Here is a 19571-nt window from a genome sequence, read left to right on the forward strand (position 1 = left end):
CCGCACCCTCTACGGAGGACGCATGACCGCACACACCGCCACCCGACAACACAGCGTCATGATCGGTTTCGCCCTGGGCCGCAACGCAATCGCCGCCTACCTCCACCAACGACAACACCAACCCGCCGCGGCCTGAACACCCCCCAAGGGACCCGTCTGCCCTCCATTCAGTCCCATGCGCCTCACATAGCACGGCAAGCGCACAGCTATCACCAGCACCGCTCCAGACGGCTGTCGACATGCCCGTTCGACCCCACGCCGCCAACCGGTGGTGATCCACTAGAGTTTTCAACACCTATCTCGACAGGTCCCCCGCCCTCGCGGACCTGTTGAAAACCCCGACGGTGCTGGTTGCTGTGGTTCATCCCTGCGTGCCGGAACGTCCATGGGCCGTTTTCGGAACGCGAAGATGTTGCGTCCTATCTCGTCGGGCTCCTGGTCCCCGGCAATGTGTGGTTCGGCTGCGGGATCACCTGGATGGCGACGTGGGGTGCAGCATCTTGGTCCGGGACGTGGGTTTACTGGCGTGTGATCCCTTCCAGCACATCGGGTTATCGGTTGCCGACGAGCCCCTCGACGAAGCGGGGCCCGCACGATCCGTTCTTCTAGCTGCAATCACCTTCCAACGCATCTCGGTGTCGCACAACGAACGGCTACTCACCGAATGCGCCCTTAATTGTGCGCGCCGGATGTCCGTTTTCATTTGAGGTGAGGCACGGGACGGATTCTGAGCTGCATTGCCTCAGATCATGTGAAAATCCGGTGCTGGCTTGAAAGGCTGGATTTTCATATGACCTGAGGCATCTGGGCCTTGGGGTGAGCCCCGCCGGAGCGCAACCCTGGCTGAGCGTCCGCGTTCACCGAACCGGGTGGTGTCAGCGGCTGCCGGTGTGGGCGAACACCCCGGCCAGCGCGTCGAGGGCGGCGGGCGCCAACCGGTAGTAGGCCCATTTGCCGCGCTGGGTTCGTTCGAGCAGGCCGGCCTCGACGAGGACCTTGAGGTGATGCGACACGGTCGGCTGGGTCAGGCCGACCGGCGCGGTCAGATCGCACACACACGCCTCGGCGCCGTCATGGCCGGCGATCAGCGACACCAGCCGCAGCCGGGTGGGCTCGGCCAGCGCCTTAAGCACGCCGGCCAGCCGCTCGGCAGCCGCCGTGTCCAGCACGCCGTCGGTGATCGGGCCGCAGCACGACCCAAGGTCGGCTACGAGCAGCGAGCCATGACGCTCGGTTGCGGATGCGATGTTGGCGGGCATGCGCACAGTATGACACACGCATTGACAGGTATCGATGGTTCGTGCACACTGCATCCATAGATACCTGTCGATGAAAGGAGTGGGGTCGGATGACCACTGAACACAACGAGCTGCGCGATCAGGTCCGGACGAGCTACGGTGCGGCCGCCACCGCAATCAGCGGCGGCGCGACCAACAGCGAGGTGCTGACCGCGGCAAGCTGCTGCGGGTCCAGCGATTCGGCTGAAATCGGCACCATCTTCGGCGCCGGCCTCTACGACGCCGACGAGCACTCCGCGATTCCCGCCGAAGCACTCGCAGCCAGCTTGGGCTGCGGCAACCCGACCGCGGTCGCCGACCTACATCCCGGTGAACGCGTGCTCGACCTCGGCTCTGGCGGCGGCATCGACGTGCTGTTATCGGCGCGCCGGGTGGGTCCGAACGGGTTTGCCTACGGAGTCGACATGACTGACGAAATGCTCGCCCTCGCAGAGGAGAACAAGGCCAAGGCCGGCGCCACCAACGTCGAGTTCCGCAAGGGCACCATCGAGGACATCCCGCTGCCCGACGCCGCGGTGGATGTGGTGATCTCCAACTGTGTGATCAACCTGTCCGCCGACAAACCCGCCGTGCTCGCCGAGATGTTCCGCGTCCTGGTCCCAGGAGGGCGGATCGGGATCTCTGATGTCGTCGCCGAAGATCACCTCAGCGCGGCCGAGCGTGCCGAACGCGGCTCCTACGTCGGCTGCATCGCCGGAGCGTTATCCAAGCAGGAGTACCTTGACGGGCTGGCCGAGGTCGGATTCGCCCATGCCACCGTCACGTTCACCCATGAAGTCGCCGAAGGGATGCACGGCGCGATCATCGGCGCGACCAAACCTACTGCCGCCTTTGATTGAGGCGCCGCAGAGAACACACTCGCGCCACCCCGCCAGAACCACGTCACGTTGACATGTGCCCAGCGACGCGGCCAACCGCTTCGCGCCACCGGGAGGGAATCCAATGAGCGACACCGCCGTATCGACTGCTGCACCCGCGGTGGCCGCCAAGCTCTCCACCCTGGACCGGTTCTTGCCCGTGTGGATCGGGGTAGCGATGGCTGCCGGTCTGCTGCTGGGGCGGCTGGTGCCCGGCCTGGGAGCGGGTCTCAGCGCTATTGAGGTCGACGGGGTTTCGTTGCCGATCGCGGCCGGGTTGTTGGTGATGATGTATCCGGTGCTGGCCAAAGTCCGCTACGACCAGCTCGGCGAGGTCACCTCCGACCGCAAACTGCTGATGTCCTCGCTGGTGTTGAACTGGCTGATCGGGCCGGCAGTGATGTTCGCCCTGGCGTGGCTGCTGCTGCCCGATCTGCCCGAGTACCGTACCGGGTTGATCATCGTCGGGTTGGCCCGCTGCATCGCCATGGTCATCATCTGGAACGACCTGGCCTGCGGGGATCGCGAAGCCGCCGCGGTGCTGGTCGCGTTGAACTCGATCTTCCAGGTGCTCATGTTCGCCGCGTTGGGTTGGTTCTACCTGTCGGTGCTGCCCGGTTGGCTTCACCTGCCCCAAACCGGGATCGAGGTCTCGCCGTGGCAGATCGCGAAATCCGTGCTGATCTTCCTGGGCATTCCCCTGCTGGCCGGGTACCTGTCCCGCCGCCTCGGTGAACGAGTCAAGGGCCGGCCCTGGTATGAGTCGCAGTTTTTGCCCCGTATCGGCCCGTGGGCGCTGTATGGGCTGCTGTTCACCATCGTGATCCTGTTCGCCTTGCAAGGTCACCAAATCACCTCCCGGCCTTTCGAGGTGGCACGCATCGCGGTCCCGTTGCTGGCCTACTTCGCGATCATGTGGGCCAGCGGCTACCTGCTCGGCGCCGTCCTGAAAGTGGGTTACCGGCGCACGACCACGTTGGCGTTCACCGCCGCCGGCAACAACTTCGAACTCGCCATTGCCGTGGCGATCGCCACCTACGGCGTGACCTCCGGGCAGGCCCTGGCGGGGGTCGTCGGCCCACTCATCGAAGTACCCGTGCTGGTCGGGTTGGTTTACGTGTCCTTGGCGCTGCGCACCCGCCTGTTTCGATCCCAGCCCGAACCAAGCGGTGCCCGCTGATGGCCGACAAACCCAGCGTCCTGTTCGTCTGCGTCCATAACGCCGGACGCTCCCAAATGGCGGCCGCACTGCTGTCCCACCTGGCCGGTGACCGCATCGAAGTCCGCTCCGCCGGTACCGAACCCGCCGATCAGATCAACCCGGGCGCTGTGGCCGCCATGGCCGAACTGGGCATTGACATCACCACCAACACTCCCAAGGTGCTAACTGCTGACACGGTTCAGACCAGCGACGTCGTGATCACCATGGGCTGCGGCGACACCTGCCCCTACTTCCCGGGAGTCACCTACCGCGACTGGAAACTGCCCGACCCAGCCGGCCAACCCCTTGAGGTCGTCCGCTCCATCCGCGACGACATCACCAACCGCATCCACGCCCTGATCACCCAGCTCCTACCCGCTGACACGAAACCATCGCTCGGGTAGCGAATCACGCTGCCAACGGCCACCTCCGAGACGAGAGGCACTCACGGTCGGCGTCGGCGGCGCGGACGCTCAGATCGCCGCGATGAGCCGTTGGTGGTTGACCCAGTCCTGCAGCGGTCCGGGATCGCCGTGGAGACGGCCGGTGCGTTGATTGATTTGCCGTAGCAGGTAGCTGGGCCAGCCGGCGCCTGTCGCGCTGATCGGCTGGCGTACGCGATCGGTATATCCGGTGAGCACCCAGGCGACCTCGACTATGTCTGCGTACGCGGCGATGTGAGCAGCCAGTGTGGTGCCGAGGATCGGGGCCGCGGCGGACTTCTCGGCGTTGGCCCAGTAGGTCAGGATGTGGCGAGATTGGCGCAGTGCGGTGATGCTGTGCTGGGTGCCGTACCGGCGAACCATGGCGCTGTGCCTGCGGCTCGCGGCGAGTACGTGGGGCTGGTTGCGGAGGTCTTTCTGGTCGTCGAGGGTGCGCGACAGCGGTCCGATCCACCGTTGGTGGCAGTGGCAGACCGTGACGTGCATGGGAAGCCAGCAGCAGACGGGTTGATCGATTCCGCGTCGGGCCATGCAGAGTCGACACATTGGGCGGGACTGGTATGCCTGGCGGTTGAAATCGCGGTCGCCGGCGGAAAGTCCCCGCAGACGGGCACACAGCACCTGCGGTGGTTGGCCGCTGGCAATCGCCAGCCAGTCGACGCACGGAGTTGGTTCGGCTTGAGGTGGTTGGCGTGCGCCAACCGGGCCAGGTCGCGGGTGATTAAAGCGTGTCGAATACCTGGTGAGTGTTCGACACCGCCCTTCTCGGGCGTCGTCGGTTCAGGCCGCGGGTGCGGTGTGAACGTCGGTTCCCGCGTCATTCGGGCTGGTTTCACCGGCACTCGTGGGGTGCTGGTCAGCGCCGTCCCGTCGGCGGGCGTTGGTGGCCCGGCCTCCTGCTTGGGGGTCCGGGGATCGATGATATTGGTTGTGATGAATTTGACTGCCGTCGCCGCCGACACAACTGGCACCGAGGTTACCGGAACGACGGCACCACACCGGTTTTTTCTTGAGCTTGGGAGGCGGTATGCCGATCGTCGATCGTTGGTGGGTTCCATTTCCTCGTGGTGGACGATGAGGTTGAGTCTGCCCCGGCAGTTGACTTCCGGCCACGCGTACGGCTTGCGGGCGACGTGCCGTCGCGGGTGCTTTCCGGGCGTGCTCAGCCACACGTCGATGGACGCCGCCAGCGTCGATGCGATGTGATAGCCGCGCGCCAGCGGTGTCAGCGCGGTGCGCATCGGCGCGTTGTGACTTTCGACGTAGCTGTCCCACTCGTCGACTGCGGCCAGCAGCAGTGCGCCGATCCCGACGTAGAGCTGACGCATCACCCTCTTGGCTTCGCGGCGGGTGACGAATGCCTTGCCCGTTGCCGATGGCTGCGAATCCTGTGCAGTCACGGCCAAACCTCCCCTATTGGTGAAAATCTTGCAGACCATGGGAAGGTTTAGGGTGGGAGCGCGTACGTCGGGCGTGTCGTACCCCGCTGGGATGGTGGGATTGTGAGGGCAGCCGCGCGGGGAGTCGGCATCACCGGTTCCGGTCGGCCACCGGGACAACAGCGGGCAGTGCGGCAGGATTACATTCCCGTACCGCAACCAATACGAATTGGGCAGCGCTGGGACCGGGGTTTCTCCCGCGCCCGAGGTGGGGTGCAAGCTAGGCTGGGCGAAATCCGCCTGGCAGGTTAGACGGAGGCATGGTGTCGCAGTCGGTTTCCAGCGGTGTCGAGTTTGCTGAGGCCAACAGCGTGATCGTGCAGTTGATGCGCCTGTCGCGGGGCTGGCCCATGAAGCGTCTGGCTGAATTGGCTGGTTTCTCACCGTCTCATGTCACGCGGGTGGAGGCTGGCCTGCTTCCGTTGGCCGGTAAACCCCTGCGCGATTACGCTCAGGCGCTGGGTTGCCAGCCCGAGTTGCTGTGCGTGCCCTACCGGCGATCACCGGCTGAAGGGACGCACTTCCGCGCCAAGGCCAGTGCTGCGGAGTGGAAACGCGACCGTGTCCTTGCAGATGCCAACATCGCCGCCATGCGTATCGGTCGCATCGTCGCGAACATCGACCTCGATCCGGCGATCTGTCTGCCGGCGCTCGATCCCGACGATTACGCCGCCGAGTTCGGGGAGATCACCGTCGCCCAGATACTGCGCCGCTACTGGCGCATTTCCGGACCGGTCACCAACCTAACCGGGTTGTTGGAAAGTGCCGGGGTGTTTGTCGTCTCCGCACCGTTCACCGACAATGATGTTGATGCAGTAAGTCTGCGCGCCAATGAATTTCATCCACACGTCATCTACGTCAATCGAGCGTTGCCGGCCGATCGGCTCCGATTGACACTGGCTCACGAGCTCGGCCACCTGGTGATGGATGCGATGACTCTTGCGCACCCTGCCACGGTCGAGCGGCGAGCAACGTCTTTTGCCGCAGAATTTTTGGCTCCCTACGCCGATATCGAGCACGACCTGGCGCGGGTGTCGCCGCGCACTCCTTACGAACTAGACGAACTGCGAATCCGTTGGGGTATCAGCGTTCCCTCGTTGGTGATGCGTGCACACGAGCGCGGCATCTTGTCTGACTACCACTACCGGGCCATGTTCCGTATTCTCAACGAAACCGGCCGCGTCTACGGCGACAGGCCCGGCGTGGCGCACGAAGAACCACGATTGGTCGCCCATATCCGCGACCAACTCGGCGCCGCCGGCTTTAACGACAGCGATCTCGACGCCGTCACCCTGTTAACCACTGAGGAGCGCATGGAACTGTTCGGCGCTGGCCAGCAACCAAACATGCCCGCTCCACGAAAGCTGACCCTGGTCTAACGCGACCACGTTCGTGTCGGCGTGGAATCGCAATCCGGTCCGAGACGAGCAATGGCGTCCACTGCCCAATTCGACCAAGCAGATGCTGTCCGATGAACAGGACGCCGCCGCCGGTGGCCGGGAGCGACGCATCATTGCCGAGGATGCGCGTGCACTTGGACGAGTCGTACTGCAGGTCAAGTACAACAGGATCTACGCCGAGTTACGTTGGCAGAGCAACAACGACCGCCACAGTCGCTATCTGGGCCACGTGGCCGCACGCAGCCGTACCGAAAACCTGGCTGCGGCCTGGCAGATCGCAAAGGCCCGCGGACTGGTCTCATCCGAGTGAAACCACACCTTACTGACGGCAAGGCCTCGTTTGCGGTCGGCTGACACCGACCACCCACGAGTTGTCCAGATAGCTCTGTTCCTGCGCTAAAGCGCGTACCGTTGCCCATCGCGGCATCACTGGCATTACGGCCCTAGAGCGCGTTGAGAAGTTCGCGTAGACCACGGGGTGAAGGCGCGGCGTCTCGAAAACTATTTGAGTGCTGTTCCGCGACAGTCACTCTGGCAGGGCGGGAACGTGATCCCATGGGTTCGGGAACGCGGGCGAACTCGGATGCCGGCGAGCCCGCCTGCCCGCGGCTGCGTGATCTATCGCGGATCTCAGGTGCCAGTTACCCGTTGCCGGCGGCGATGACCGCGGAGCGTCTTGGCAGCCAGATGGCCGCCAAGACGATCAACCCGATCACGGGCCCCGTCACGTCGCCGAGCCAGTGCATGTGGTGTTCCGGCGATAGCGCCATCACCACCATGGATGCCAGGTGGACGGTCTCGGCGACCAGGAAGATATCGATGGCGAGCCAGTAGCGCGACGGGTTGCGAGCGGACCAGAAGAGATACGCGCCGAGGACGATGTTGATCACCGCGAGCATGATCAGGTACTCGTTGCCGCCATGTCCCCACAGGACGCGTCGGCCAAGGAAACTGTCGTGAGCGATCACGCCGGTGGTGGCCAGCGGCGTTGTCAGGAAGAACACCACAACCAGCGCGCCGCCGATGCGCAACGTCGCGCGCAACAGGGCGGAATCTGCATGGACGTCGGGCGACTGATGGGTCATGGCTGTTTGCCTTTCTGCGTCTGCGGGGTCGGCAGTGGTTGCCAATCGCTGTGCAAATTTGGTAGAACGATCGGTATACCAGCGTAGCCACACACTCACCTTGGCGACAAGGCTTAGTTCGCCCCGCAGCAAGGGCACCCCGAATAGCTCCCCAGGAGGACACCTTGAACCGCATCATCTTGCTGGGAGCCACCGGCTACACCGGATCGCGCACCCTTGCCAACCTCGCCGCCGCGTCCGAAACCGAGATCGTTCTGGTGGGCCGTAGCGCCGAACGCCTGGGCCACCAGGCCCGCACTGTCGGCGTCGAGTGCCAGATTGTCGAGGCCGATACGGCCGTGCCGGGTGCACTCGACGGAGTTCTCAAATCCGGGGACGTCGTCCTCACCACCGTCGGCCCGTTTGTCGACCTCGGCCGCCAAGCCGCCCGCAGCGCGGCACGCGCGGGTGCGGTGTATCTGGATTCGACCGGCGAACCGCCGTTTGTCGACTGGATGTTCCGCACCGTCTCCGATGACGCAAAAGCCAGCGGCGCACTGCTCATCCCGGCTTTCGGTTACGACTACGTCCCCGGCAATGTCGCCGGCTGGCTGGCCGCGCGTGAGGGGGGCGAGCACGCCGCCGCCGTCGAGGTGGGCTATTTCCTGTGGCGCTACGTCGCCGGCGCGGCCAACCCGTACCGTCGGCCCTCGCAGCGCGAAATGATGTCCACAGCCACCACCCCCGGCACCCGCCAGTCGCTGGTGCAGGTCCTGGGTACACCGTCGTTCGCCTACCGCGCGAACACCGGCGACCCGTTCGGTCTCACGGTCGAACGCACGGGTGCCAATCTGCTGAAATTCGACATGGCGGGCCAAACGCACACCGCGATCACGATCGGAGGATCCGAACACTTCGGCCTGCCCGAGGTGCTGCCGCACCTGCGCCGCGTCGACGTCGGTCTCGGCTGGTTTGGCGCGGCCGCCACACCGATCCATTACGCGAGCCGATTCGGCGGTCCATTGACCACGAACCGCATTGTGCGCCGCATAACGGCAACACTGGCCCGGCATCTGCCCTACGCCGAGCAGCTGCCGACCCTGCCGACCCGCATCAGCGCCGCCGCCCGCACCCGCGACAGCGCCGGCAACATCCTGTCGGAACTGATCATCGATGCGCCCGGCCCCTACGAGCTGACTGCCGACCTGCTCGCCCGCGCAGCGCTGCACTTCGCCACCGGCACAGACCACCCCGCCGGTGTGCACGGCCCACTCGTCGCGCTAGGCCCCGACACACTCGTCGCCCTCGGCGAACAATGCGGGCTCGCGGTGCGACCGGACAAGCCCCGCCGATGACCCGAAAGATGGATGGCGCAGCGTGACCGAGAGTGTCCTTGTCGCGGTCCGCGGCCAGATCGGCTACGTCACGTTGAATCGCCCGACGAGTACACCGGGCTCGATTTCGCGATGCTGCGCGCCCTGGTCGCAGCGGCCAAACAAATCAACGAGGACCGCGATGTAAGGGCAGTCCTGCTACAGCCCGCCGGGCAGGCGTTCTGCACCGGCCTGGATTTCGCGGTGTTCCGCGACGAGTCCATGCTCAGCCAGCCGCGGGCGGCCGATAAATGGCTGGGACGGCGAACAAAGCTGTTCCGGGAAGCGGTCTGAGTCTGGCGCCGCCTGCCCGTGCCGGTCATCGCCGGCGTCGACGGATACTGTTACGGCGCCGGTTTCCAGCTCGCGTTGGCCGCCGACTTCCGCTACACCACACCGGATTGCGAATCCTCCATCATGGAGGGCAAATTCGGCCTCATCCCGGACATGACCGGTTCAGTGGCGCTGCGCGAGCTCGTCACATCTCGTTCGCCAACGAGTACCTGAAGGAGCACGTTCCACAATTGACGCGTAAACGGGGGGCCGATCCCACATGTTTGTCAAGGTATCGGTCGTTTGCAAGGCTCTACCTCATGAGTCGAGGCGTCCCAATCGTCGCCGCTGGAGTGCTCAACTACGGGCGGCGGTGGCACGAGCACAATACCCGGCGGCGCCAACTCATTCTCGATGCAGCATTAGCGCTTCTCGAGGAAGCGCCGGCGGGCGTCGAGCCCACGGTGCGCAACATCGCCCAGCGTGCGGGACTGGCTAAGTCGGTGGTGTATCGGCAGTTCGACGGGCGCGACGACTTGTTCGCGTGGATGCGTTCTTACATGACCGATCGGTTCGCCGACTCGCTCGACGCTCAACTCGACTTGTCCAAGGGGTCAGGCGCCGATGTGGTCACGCGCACCATCTCGGCCGTGGCAGATTTCATGGCCGCGCACCCTCGGTGGATCGACCTGGCCCGTAGGGGGCCGCGGCATGACGACCCCTCTGGCGTGGATGCACTGACCAGCGTCAAGCGTCGGATTGCCGGGCGCGCCAAAGAGTTGCTCGATGCGATTGCGGCATCGGTTCATATCGAACCCGAGGTCGTGGCGTCCATTCCCAATGCAGTCGTGTCGATGGTGGAGGGTGCGTTGAGCGAGCACCTCCAAGACCCGGATCCGCCGCGCACGCTGCCGCAGATAGTTTCGGATTTGTCCGCTTACACCTGGTACCTGATCGCCGGCGCGGCGCGCGGCGCCGGACTAGAAGTCGACCCGACCGCAGAAGTATCGACGATGCTGTCCCGCTTGGCAGATCAGGTGGCCAACCGTGATCACGCCACGTAGTGGGAACGGTCGGGTTCGCCCCGGTATCGGGAAAAATCTCCGTACACACCCAACTTCTTCCACAGCATCGCGGCGATCGGATTCAACATGCCGAGTTCGCCGGCGAGCGTTCGCGTGTCACGCAGGTAACCGGCGAGCAGGCGACGGCCGGTTGCACCGTTCCAGAAGGCTTCCCGGACGACCTGGCGCGGGATGTCGAATTGCTTCACCATGTTCGGGTGCGGCGCCATGATCTGAGTGACCACGTATCGCAACCATAACGGCGCCAGGATGGAGTAGAACCCCCGGCGCCACCGCGACAACCGCGGGTAGTACTGCCGGACGTACTCCATCGCGAACGAGATATGCCGCGCCTCCTCAGCAACGTGAATCTCCATGGTGCGCAAGACGACCGGCGGCAGATCTGCGTCCGACCGCAGCACCTGTTTCTGGTGATGATCAATGGGTTCTTCGCCCCCCAGAATCCCGAAGAACATCGCGACGGGAAGCATTCCGCCGATCAGCCCGATCAGTGGTGAGAGTCGGCGAAACCACGGCCGCATGCCGGGCACGTCGGCGCCGATGCGGTTGACCGCTTCTTGGAACATCTGGATGTGGTTGCACTCTTCGGTGATCTCGTGCAGGCAGTATCGAAACTCGGGTGAGTTATTGGGCAGCTTGGCCAGGTACTGCATCATTGCCCGGATCAACATCGTCTCGAAGGCCGCCCCGACCTTGACGGTGTTGGCGATCGACCACCTGCCGAGCTCGATCCGACGCTGCAGCGGCAACGACTGGTACCACGACGTCGCACCCAAGGAATCGCGTTGCGGATCGAGGACCCAACGCGGATCGTCGGGGTCGACCATCATCTCGGCCGAGTCCCACTCGATGTCAAGGTGGGGATCGAAGTGACGTCGCACCGATCCCTCCGACAGAATCTGCAATGTCTGCAGGTATTCCTCGCTCACCGGTTGCCTATCGAGAAGTTTCTCCCGTAGCACCTGACCGTCTCCATCCGCATGCGGTGAACTGGTGAACCCAATTTAATGGGACAGAGGGTCCCATTGCAAGGGTCCGCGCCCGGACTCAAGCGGTCGTGAGGGTCGAGGAGTGTCTGACTGTGCCCGCAGACCATGGTGGGCGTGATGGCGTGTCCGCACGGGCGGTGCTCGAGAACGAGTGGGGGCCTTCCTGGCCGGCGTTCATTCACCTCATGGGCTGATCGGTCATTGTGGTTAGGTTGTCGCCTGCTTGCCGGGGGCCTGGCGCCGGGCGGCGGCCGGTCGCGTGTGCTGTGCGACGAGGTCGGCGAGCAGTGCCCCGGTGCGCTGTAGTGGGACATCCGATTTGGTGGCCAGTGACATGATTACCGCGCCTTCGATCGCCGCGATGGTGGTGGTGGCCAGTTGCGCAGCGGTTTCGGCGGGGACGTTGGCCGCTTCGAGCCGGGTCGCCAGCAGGCATTCCCAGTCGGTGAACTGCTCGCCGGCGATATCGGCGGCGGCGGGGGCTTCGGCGCGGCCCAGGGCTGCGGCGACGATCGGGCACCCGGCGTCGAAGTCGCTGCCGGTCAGGATGTCCTTCCACAAGGCGACGAATGCCTCGACCGCCGAGACGGGGTCAGCCTCGGTGGCGAAGCCGCGGATCACCTCCGAGATCGCCTGACCCGCGGATTTGGCGGCGGCGGCGATCAGTTCCGCTTTCCCGCCAGGAAAATTGAGATAGACCGAGCGGCGGGCGATCCCGCTGTGCTTGAGCAGTTCGGCGATCCCAGTGCCGGCCACGCCGTTGCGCTGCAGCAACGCGATGGCACTGGCGATGAGCCGGTCGCGTGCCGCCATTGCCCTCACCTTTCCTCACGACCGGATTGATTGCAGTATACCGAGTAGTCTACTACCCTTCCGGGCAAGTAGACCAGACGGTATAGTCGAGGTTTCGCCGGGAGGTTTTCGCGGAGAAAGGTTAGGCCATGTCGACTTCGGGATGGGACGCGATCGTGGTCGGTTCCGGTTTGGGCGGGCTGTCGGCCGCCGCGCACCTGGCCGCCACCGGGCAGCGCACCCTGGTGCTGGAACGCTACGAGGTGATCGGCGGCAGCTCGCATGTGTTTCGGCGGCGCGGACGTTGGGAGGCCGACTGCGGAGTGCACTACATCGGTGACTGCGGTCCCGGCGGGCAGCTGCCGACGCTGTTTCACGGGCTGGGTCTCGATGACCGGATCCAGTGGCTGCCTCTGGATACGGGCGGTTTCGACACCATCGTCGGCCCGGATCTGCAGCTGCGGGTGCCGGCCGGTTGGGACGCCTACCTGGAGAACCTGCTGGCTACCTTCCCCGGCGAGGAGCGCGCCTTGCGCCGGTTCGTGGCGATCATGCGCCGCCTCGGGCACGGCATCGACCGCTCCGTGACGCCGTCATCGCGCGCGGCGATGCTGCGTTACGTACGAGCCTGCGGCCCGGCCGCCTCCTGGCTGGCGACGCCCTACATCGCCGTGCTGGCCGCCTGCGGGCTCAAGCCGCGCACGATCATGGCGCTGTCGGTGCAATGCGGGGCGCTAGCCGGGATCCCGCAAACCATGAGCACTATGGCGATGGCCGGCTTTTTTCAGAACTTCGTCGGCGACGGCGCCTACTACCCCCGAGGCGGGGGACAGATGTTGTCGGCGGCCTTCGCCGACGTCGTGCAAACCCACGGCGGGGCCGTCCGCACCGATGCCGAGGTGGACCGGATCCTCGTCGAAGCGGGCCGGGTCACCGGGGTGCGGCTCGCCGGCGGTGAGGAGATCCGCAGCCCGGTCGTGGTCAGCGACGCCGACATCATCCGCACCTACCGCGATCTGGTCGGCTATGAGCACCTGCCGTGGTCGCTGGCCACGCGGGCCAAGCGCTGGAAGATGTCGTGGCCGTTGATCAACGCGGTCTTCGGCGTCGAGATCGACGTCACCGACACCCCGAACTCCAACTTCTACGCCATCCCGAGCTGGGACGACACCACCTCACTGCTGCGAATGCACCGCATGACCTCCCAACTGCTGTTCGGCGCGGATCGCCGCGACCCCGTCGACTGGGCCAGCGACTTCGCGCGCCGCCAAGTCGGGTTCGTGCAATGCTCCACCCGCCGCGACCCGCACAACACGCGCAGCGCGCCGCCGGGCAACGCCACCATCGAGGTGCAGACCATCGCGCCCTCGAATCTTCGACTGTGGGGCGCCGACGGTATCGATGGCGGCGGCATAGCCGGCGGCGACTACCGTCGCCGCGACAGCTACCGCGAGGTCAAACAGATCGTCACCGACGGGCTGCTGCAACGCATCGAGCAGGTGTATCCGGGTGCGGCCGGCAAGGTGGTGTGGAGCGAGTTGGGAACCCCGGCCACCCAGGAGCGGTTCACCCACACCAGCGGCGGTAACGCGTTCGGGCTGGCTTGCCGGCCGTCCCAATACGGCCCGCTGCGCCCGGGCACCACGACCCCTATCGCGGGGTTGTTCCTGGCCGGTACCAGCACCGCGTGGGGGCCCGGCACCGAAGGCGCCATGCTGTCGGGATTGCATGCCGCCAGCGCGATCACCGGCCGCGATCTGCAATCCGAGATCCTGGCCGGGACGGTGCTGACGGACCGGGCACGACTGACCGACTGGCCCGCCGACTTCGACCCGCTGACCGCCTCCCGCGGCCTCGGCCGCAAGCAAACGGCCACCGACCAAGCCATGACCGTGCAGGAGCGACACGCATGAGCAAGGTAACCGACCTGGCGTTGAATACGCTGGCCGTCGAACAACACGGCCGCGTGGTCACCGCACACTATGCCAGCCCGCCACTGAATTTCGCCACGATCGCCTTCATCCGCGACCTGGACACGTTGACCGCCGCGGTCGACCGCGATGCCTCGGTCGGCGCGGTGGTGCTCACCGGCGGCGTCGAGGGCCGGTTTTTGACCCACGCCGATCCAGCAGAAATTGGCGGCATCTCCGCCATTGCGGTGCCACCGCCACCGCAAGTCGTGCTGCGGGCGCTGTGGCGGGCCACCCGTACCGCGCTGCGGATCCCCGGCGCGTTGCGGCTGCTCGAGTCCGCCGGTGGTCCGACCACCCAGGCGGTGGCCTGGGGCTACCGGTGGCGGCGCACCATTTTGCGGATGAACCGATCCGCCGCGGTGTATATCGCCGCGATCAACGGCCCGACCACCGGCGGCGGGCACGAGATCGCACTCGCGTGCGATCTGCGGTTCGTCTCCGACGCCCCGAACATCCGGCTGGGACAGATCGAAAGCCTGGCCGGGCTGATCCCCGGCGGCGGCGGTACCCAGCGGCTGCCGAAACTGATCGGCACCGCCAAAGCCCTCGAGCACATGCTCGAGGGCGCGCCGCTGACCGCGGGGCAGGCCCTCGGTGTCGGCCTGGTCAACGCGATCGTGCCCGACGCCGACCTGGTCACCCACGCCCAAGACACCGGTGCGCGGCTGGCCCGCCGCGCACCCGTGGCGATCCGGGCCATCAAGCGGTTGACCTACTTCACCAACAGCCGTCCCCTGCCCACCGGCCTCGACAACGAACTCGCGGCTTTCCTCACCGCCGGACTCCAGCCGGCGATGAAAACCGTCCAACAAGCCTTCGCCAGCGACCTGGCAACACTGCAGGATTCGCCGTTGTCGTCGGGCGCACCCCAGTGGGTCGCCGGCACCCGGGTCAACCAGACAGGAGATACCCAATGACACGAGCCGCCGAGGCGCGGGCCCGCCGCAAGTTCCGCGTCGAGCGCTGGGTTGGACACTATCTGGCCAACCCCATCGTGTTGGCGCTCAACCGGATCGGGGTCAACACCACGCTGGCCACCGAGCTGCAGACGATCGGCCGCAAGACGGGCAAACCGCGGCGTGTCCCGGTCGCCGCCCGTTTCGACGACACCGGCGCCTGGGTGATCTCCCAGCACGGAACCCGATCCGGGTGGGCCGCCAACATCACCGCCAACCCGCGGGTCCGGATACGCCAGCGCGACCAGTGGCGCGACGGCATCGCAACATTCGAACCCGACGACGACGTCACAGCACGCGCACGCACCTTCGCCTCCCATCCCGCATTGGCCGGGTTGGCCGCGGCGACCTTCCGCGCGCTGCAAAGCGCGCCGGTCTCGGTCCGCATCGCCTTCACCGACCACGCCTCCTGACCGGCGCGGCCAACCATAAGGAATACGAGATGCGTTCTGCCTGGGTGTATTTGGTAGCAGCCGGTACGTTGGGTATCACGGGAGTGTTTATCGCCCACCTGCGGCTCAGCGACATCCCCGACCCGGCGGTCGGTCATTCGCCCCGCCCGCCGGTGATCGGCCCGCTCAACGACAAGGCCGTCGAGTACCAGCTGGACGGCTCGGCGGGGACCGCGGTGGTCGTGTCGTATCTCGCCGTCGACGGCACCGTGCGGGAGGTGTCGACCACCCTGCCCTGGCAGACCACCCTGCACACCCGCCACCTCACCGTCCCGACCGGGTTGATGGCGCAAACAGAGAACACACCGCTGTCGTGCCGCATCAGCATCGACGGCCGGGTCCTCGATGAATCGCGGTCGGGCTCGTCGGCGGTGGCGTGCAAAGTGGTGGTCTCATGAGCGTGCTGGAAAAGCGGCGCGCACACCGAGCCGATACCGCGACGCCGCCCCGCCGCCCTGTCCTGGCCCGGCTGCTGTACACCTTTGGCCTGCCCATCATCGTGGCGTGGCTGGGCGCGGCCGGAGCGCTCAATCTCGCCGTCCCGCAACTGGAGACGGTCATCAAAGAGCACGCGCGGTCCTTTCTGCCCGATGATGCCGCCTCGGTGCAGGCCATCGCCAAGATGGGGGACTACTTCGGCGGGGTGGGAACCAACAACTTCGTCTACCTGCTGCTGGAAGGTGATGAGCCGCTCGGCCCGCAAGCTCACCGGTATTACTCGGCGCTGCTGGATCGGATCAATGCCGACACCACCCACGTCAACTCGTCGATGGACCTGTGGTCTGATCCGCAGTTCGCCCCGGCCAACGAAAGCGCCGACGGCAAAACCGCCTACGTGCTGATCAACCTGGCCGGCAACATGGGCACCGCCCTGGCGATGCAGTCCACCCAGGCCATGCGCGACATCATCGCCGAAAACCCACCACCACACGGGCTCACCGCGCACCTGACCGGACCGTCAGCGGTCGTCAACGACGAACTCGTCGCGATCAACGACTCGATCCTGCTGTTGCTGATCGCCTGCGGAGGGCTCGTCGGCGCCATCTTGTTCTGGGTGTACCGCTCACCGATCACGGTGGCGATGCCGATGCTGGTCGCCGGCGCCGGACTCGGCGTCGGACGACCACTCGTCGCGCTGCTCGGCAGCCACCACCTCATCGGGGTGTCCATCTTCGCCTCGGCCCTGATGGCGGTGATCGTCTTAGGCGCCGGAATCGACTACGGCATCTTCCTGCTAGGTCGATACCAAGAAGCCCGCCGCGCCGGCGAGGACCCGACCAGCGCCTACTACACGGCGCTGAGCGGGACCCAGCACATCATCACCGCATCCGGGCTGACCATCGCCGGAGCGACCGCGTGCATGACGTTCACCCGGCTGGCCATCTTCAGCACCTCCGGGCTGCCTTGCACCATCGCGATCGTCGTCACCCTGGCCGCAGCCTTGACGTTAGGGCCGGCCACGCTAGCGGTGGGCAGCCGGTTCGGGTGCTTCGAACCCCGCGAGGACAAATCGCTGCGCCGCTGGCGACGTATCGCCACCTGCGTGGTGCGCTGGCCCGGCCCGGTCCTGGTGGGTTCGCTAGCGGTGCTCAGCCTCGCGCTGCTGGTGCTGCCGACATTTCACCCCAGCTACAACGAACGCATCGCCCAGCCCGGCGACTCCCCGGCCAACCGGGGTTTTGCCGCCGCCGACCGGCACCTGCCGCCCAACATCATGTCGCCGAGCGTGTTCCTGATCGAATCCGACCACGACCTGCGCAACCCCGCGGACATGATCGTGCTGGCCAAACTGACCAACGCGGTGCTGGCGATCCCCGGAATCTCCAACGTGCAAGGCATCACCCGCCCCTTGGGCGCTCCACTACAACAGGGCACGCTGACCTCGCAGGCCGGCTATATCGGCCAACGTCTGACCCAGATGACCGATCTTCTCGACCAGCGCATCGATGACCTAGCTGCTCTCAACGGGCGAATAGGCCAGCTGGAGTTGACCATCCGCGGACTCGAACACGCACTCGGCGCGGGCAGCAGCGGAATAGCCCAAATCGACAGCACCGCAACCGAACTCCAACAGGAACTGGCCGCAGTCGTGACCAAGTTGGATTCGATGCGCGAGGCGGCCGAACCCGCCCGCGCGTTCATCGATTCGATTCCCAACTGCCAGCAAAACCAACCCTGCCAAGCAGCACTGACGGGGTTCTCCCTCGTCAACGACCTGCATCGCTTCGACGGCTTGACCAGCGGGCTGGTCAACGGAACACACTCGCTCGCCCGCACGCTGCCCGAACTCGCCCCCCAGCTCACCAACCTCAAGGACTTCGTCGCGCAGGTCAAAGCAGTGACCGCCCCGCTGCGCAACACCCTGCAGATGCTGGCTCCGCAGATCTCCGAAATCACCCAATTCACCAGCGAACTCAGCAAAAGCTTCGCCGCCGGCGACCCCAACGCGTCGTTCTTCCTGCCGAGCCAAGCCTTCGACAACCCGCTGTTCCAATCCGCGCTGCCGTACTTCTTTTCCACCGACGGCACGATGACCCGGATGATCGTCACCCCCCAGATGGAAGGATTCAGCCGCGAGGCCATGGACGTCAGCGCCAACGTCATCCCGACCGCACTGCAGGCCATCAAAAACACCTCCCTGGCTGGCAGCACCGTCAGTCTCGGCGGACCCGGCGGTACCCTGCTCAACATCGAGGCCTTCGCCCGCGAAGACTTCATCACCAGCGCGGTGGCCGCGGCCGCCTTCGTGTTCTGCGTAATCCTGATCCTGCTGCGCAGCCTGGTCGCCGCGATCACCGTGATCGGCACCGTGGCACTGTCCTACCTGTCCGCGCTCGGGCTGACCGTCTTCGTGTGGCAAGACATCATCGGCAACCCCCTACACTGGTCAGTCGCCCCGGTTGCCTTCGTGTTCCTCGTCGCCGTCGGCGCCGACTACAACATGCTGCTGGTGGCCAGGTTCAAAGAAGAACTACCCGCCGGGATCAAAACCGGCATCATCCGCGCCATGGTCAACACCGGCGGCGTGGTCACCACCGCCGGCCTGGTGTTCGGATTCACCATGTTCGCCATGCTCGCCGCCTACGCCCACAACATCGCCCAAATCGGCACCGCCGTGGGCCTCGGACTACTGCTCGACACACTCATCGTCCGCTCCCTGGTCATCCCCGCCACCGCCACACTGGCCGGCCGCTGGTTCTGGTGGCCAATCAACGTTCACAACCGACCCCGACGAAGCCCGCCGGCGCCCGAAGCCGCGCCCGTAGCCTCCGGGTAGCACATGCTCCAGGCGGCCCCATCACCTCGGCAATGCTGAAAGCCGCTGCTGCACGAACCCCCAGGATCAGGGGCCTACCCCCGGCAGGTTCGCCGTTTTCGCCGACGCGGGGGTTTGGGTCAAGCGGGGTGGGCGCCGGGAAGTGCACCACAAAGTGCGAGCCTGTCCCGACCGCAGTCCAGTTTCGCTCGTTGAGAGCTACATGTGCGGGCCGAGCTTCTCGACGGTTTGTGCGGTGTAGGTGGTTTTGGCGTTGCCGCCCGGGGTGGTTTCGATTTTCATGATCGCCTCGATGCGAATGCGATCACCGACGGCAAGGCCGCGGGTTTGGCCGGGGTCGACGCGGCCGAGTTTGACCGTGACGGTGTCGCCGTCGTCTTGCTGAACCAGCCAGGAACTCACCGCGCTGACAGTCAGGTATTCACCGACGATAGCCACGGCTTGCTCGTCGAGGTTGGCATGTTCGACCACGTCGGCCATGTAGGCCGCCGACGTGGCGGTGACCCGGACGCGTCGGGTAGTGCGGGAGGGTTGCTGCCAGTCGATATCGATGTCAAACCCCGCACGGTCCAGAGTCTTTGCCAGGTCCCGCACGGCCGAGGCGGTGCGCGGGCCCATAGCGCCGAGCTGGTGCACGAACGCTGATTCATCGGGGCTGGGGCCGATATCGTTGCCGGCGGCGAACACATCGATGGCCGC

Annotated in this window: 15 protein-coding genes and 3 pseudogenes; 12 read left to right on the forward strand and 6 right to left on the reverse strand. The window is 65.6% G+C overall.

Annotated elements, in window-relative coordinates:
* Positions 1 to 875: 875 nt before the first annotated feature.
* On the reverse strand, positions 876 to 1259 hold the full coding sequence (locus BKN37_RS17005; protein ID WP_071027961.1) for an ArsR/SmtB family transcription factor: 384 nt from the start codon (positions 1257 to 1259) through the stop codon (positions 876 to 878).
* A gap of 89 nt (positions 1260 to 1348) precedes the next feature.
* Between BKN37_RS17005 and arsM the strand changes: the two genes are divergently transcribed.
* Entirely contained in the window at positions 1349 to 2137 is a 789-nt protein-coding gene (arsM, locus tag BKN37_RS17010; RefSeq protein ID WP_071027963.1) for an arsenite methyltransferase, read from the forward strand.
* A 103-nt stretch (positions 2138 to 2240) separates the two neighbouring features.
* A pseudogene (gene arsB / locus BKN37_RS17015) lies at positions 2241 to 3760 on the forward strand (ACR3 family arsenite efflux transporter).
* Between the two features lie 69 nt (positions 3761 to 3829).
* Here the strand turns inward: arsB and BKN37_RS17025 are convergent.
* Complete coding sequence (locus BKN37_RS17025; RefSeq protein WP_071027969.1) at positions 3830 to 4285, reverse strand: hypothetical protein; 456 nt, start codon at positions 4283 to 4285, stop codon at positions 3830 to 3832.
* 1213 nt (positions 4286 to 5498) lie between these two features.
* Between BKN37_RS17025 and BKN37_RS17030 the strand changes: the two genes are divergently transcribed.
* Both BKN37_RS17030 and BKN37_RS17035 read left to right on the forward strand, forming a co-directional pair.
* Entirely contained in the window at positions 5499 to 6617 is a 1119-nt protein-coding gene (locus BKN37_RS17030) for an ImmA/IrrE family metallo-endopeptidase (protein WP_071027970.1), read from the forward strand.
* A gap of 13 nt (positions 6618 to 6630) precedes the next feature.
* Positions 6631 to 6948: a hypothetical protein gene (locus tag BKN37_RS17035; RefSeq protein ID WP_242657281.1), complete on the forward strand. Its 318-nt coding sequence runs from the start codon at positions 6631 to 6633 to the stop codon at positions 6946 to 6948.
* 331 nt (positions 6949 to 7279) lie between these two features.
* Here BKN37_RS17035 and BKN37_RS17040 read toward each other — a convergent pair whose 3' ends face one another.
* Entirely contained in the window at positions 7280 to 7723 is a 444-nt protein-coding gene (locus tag BKN37_RS17040; protein ID WP_071027975.1) for a hypothetical protein, read from the reverse strand.
* Positions 7724 to 7887: 164 nt separating this feature from the next.
* Here BKN37_RS17040 and BKN37_RS17045 point away from each other — a divergent pair, with 164 nt between their 5' ends.
* The 3 genes and pseudogenes from BKN37_RS17045 (at position 7888) to BKN37_RS17060 (ending at position 10412) form a co-directional block, all read left to right on the forward strand.
* On the forward strand, positions 7888 to 9057 hold the full coding sequence (locus tag BKN37_RS17045; RefSeq protein WP_158260310.1) for a saccharopine dehydrogenase family protein: 1170 nt from the start codon (positions 7888 to 7890) through the stop codon (positions 9055 to 9057).
* Between the two features lie 111 nt (positions 9058 to 9168).
* Positions 9169 to 9582: pseudogene (locus BKN37_RS27900) on the forward strand (enoyl-CoA hydratase-related protein).
* A gap of 119 nt (positions 9583 to 9701) precedes the next feature.
* Positions 9702 to 10412, forward strand: coding sequence for a TetR/AcrR family transcriptional regulator (locus tag BKN37_RS17060; RefSeq protein ID WP_158260309.1), 711 nt, complete (start codon positions 9702 to 9704; stop codon positions 10410 to 10412).
* Here BKN37_RS17060 and BKN37_RS17065 read toward each other — a convergent pair.
* Both BKN37_RS17065 and BKN37_RS17070 read right to left on the reverse strand, forming a co-directional pair.
* The gene (locus tag BKN37_RS17065; RefSeq protein WP_242657282.1) at positions 10400 to 11362 is read right to left on the reverse strand and encodes an AurF N-oxygenase family protein; all 963 of its coding nucleotides are present in this window, start codon (positions 11360 to 11362) and stop codon (positions 10400 to 10402) included. The two genes, BKN37_RS17060 and BKN37_RS17065, sit on opposite strands and share 13 nt — an antisense overlap.
* Positions 11363 to 11629: 267 nt before the next feature.
* Positions 11630 to 12235: a TetR/AcrR family transcriptional regulator gene (locus BKN37_RS17070; RefSeq protein WP_071027984.1), complete on the reverse strand. Its 606-nt coding sequence runs from the start codon at positions 12233 to 12235 to the stop codon at positions 11630 to 11632.
* Between the two features lie 128 nt (positions 12236 to 12363).
* Here BKN37_RS17070 and BKN37_RS17075 point away from each other — a divergent pair, with 128 nt between their 5' ends.
* Genes BKN37_RS17075 through BKN37_RS17095 form a run of 5 tightly spaced genes read left to right on the forward strand, consistent with a single transcriptional unit; the run spans position 12364 to position 18872 of the window.
* Positions 12364 to 14127, forward strand: a complete 1764-nt coding sequence (locus BKN37_RS17075) for a phytoene desaturase family protein (protein ID WP_071027987.1) — start codon at positions 12364 to 12366, stop codon at positions 14125 to 14127.
* A complete protein-coding gene (locus BKN37_RS17080; protein WP_083341858.1) occupies positions 14124 to 15104 on the forward strand; it encodes an enoyl-CoA hydratase/isomerase family protein in 981 nt (326 codons plus the stop codon). Before BKN37_RS17075 ends, BKN37_RS17080 begins: the two co-directional genes overlap by 4 nt.
* Entirely contained in the window at positions 15101 to 15556 is a 456-nt protein-coding gene (locus BKN37_RS17085) for a nitroreductase family deazaflavin-dependent oxidoreductase (RefSeq protein ID WP_071027989.1), read from the forward strand. Before BKN37_RS17080 ends, BKN37_RS17085 begins: the two co-directional genes overlap by 4 nt.
* Positions 15557 to 15585: 29 nt before the next feature.
* On the forward strand, positions 15586 to 15993 hold the full coding sequence (locus BKN37_RS17090; RefSeq protein ID WP_071027991.1) for an MmpS family transport accessory protein: 408 nt from the start codon (positions 15586 to 15588) through the stop codon (positions 15991 to 15993).
* Positions 15990 to 18872 (forward strand): MMPL/RND family transporter, encoded by a 2883-nt coding sequence (locus BKN37_RS17095; protein WP_071027993.1) that lies wholly within the window; start codon positions 15990 to 15992, stop codon positions 18870 to 18872. The genes BKN37_RS17090 and BKN37_RS17095 overlap by 4 nt, the downstream gene beginning before the upstream one ends.
* 198 nt (positions 18873 to 19070) lie before the next feature.
* Here BKN37_RS17095 and BKN37_RS17100 read toward each other — a convergent pair.
* Positions 19071 to 19571 (reverse strand): annotated as a pseudogene (locus BKN37_RS17100) (hypothetical protein); the annotation flags it as partial.

Origin of the sequence: Mycobacterium talmoniae, assembly GCF_001854525.1 — a bacterium.
GTDB lineage: Bacteria > Actinomycetota > Actinomycetes > Mycobacteriales > Mycobacteriaceae > Mycobacterium > Mycobacterium talmoniae.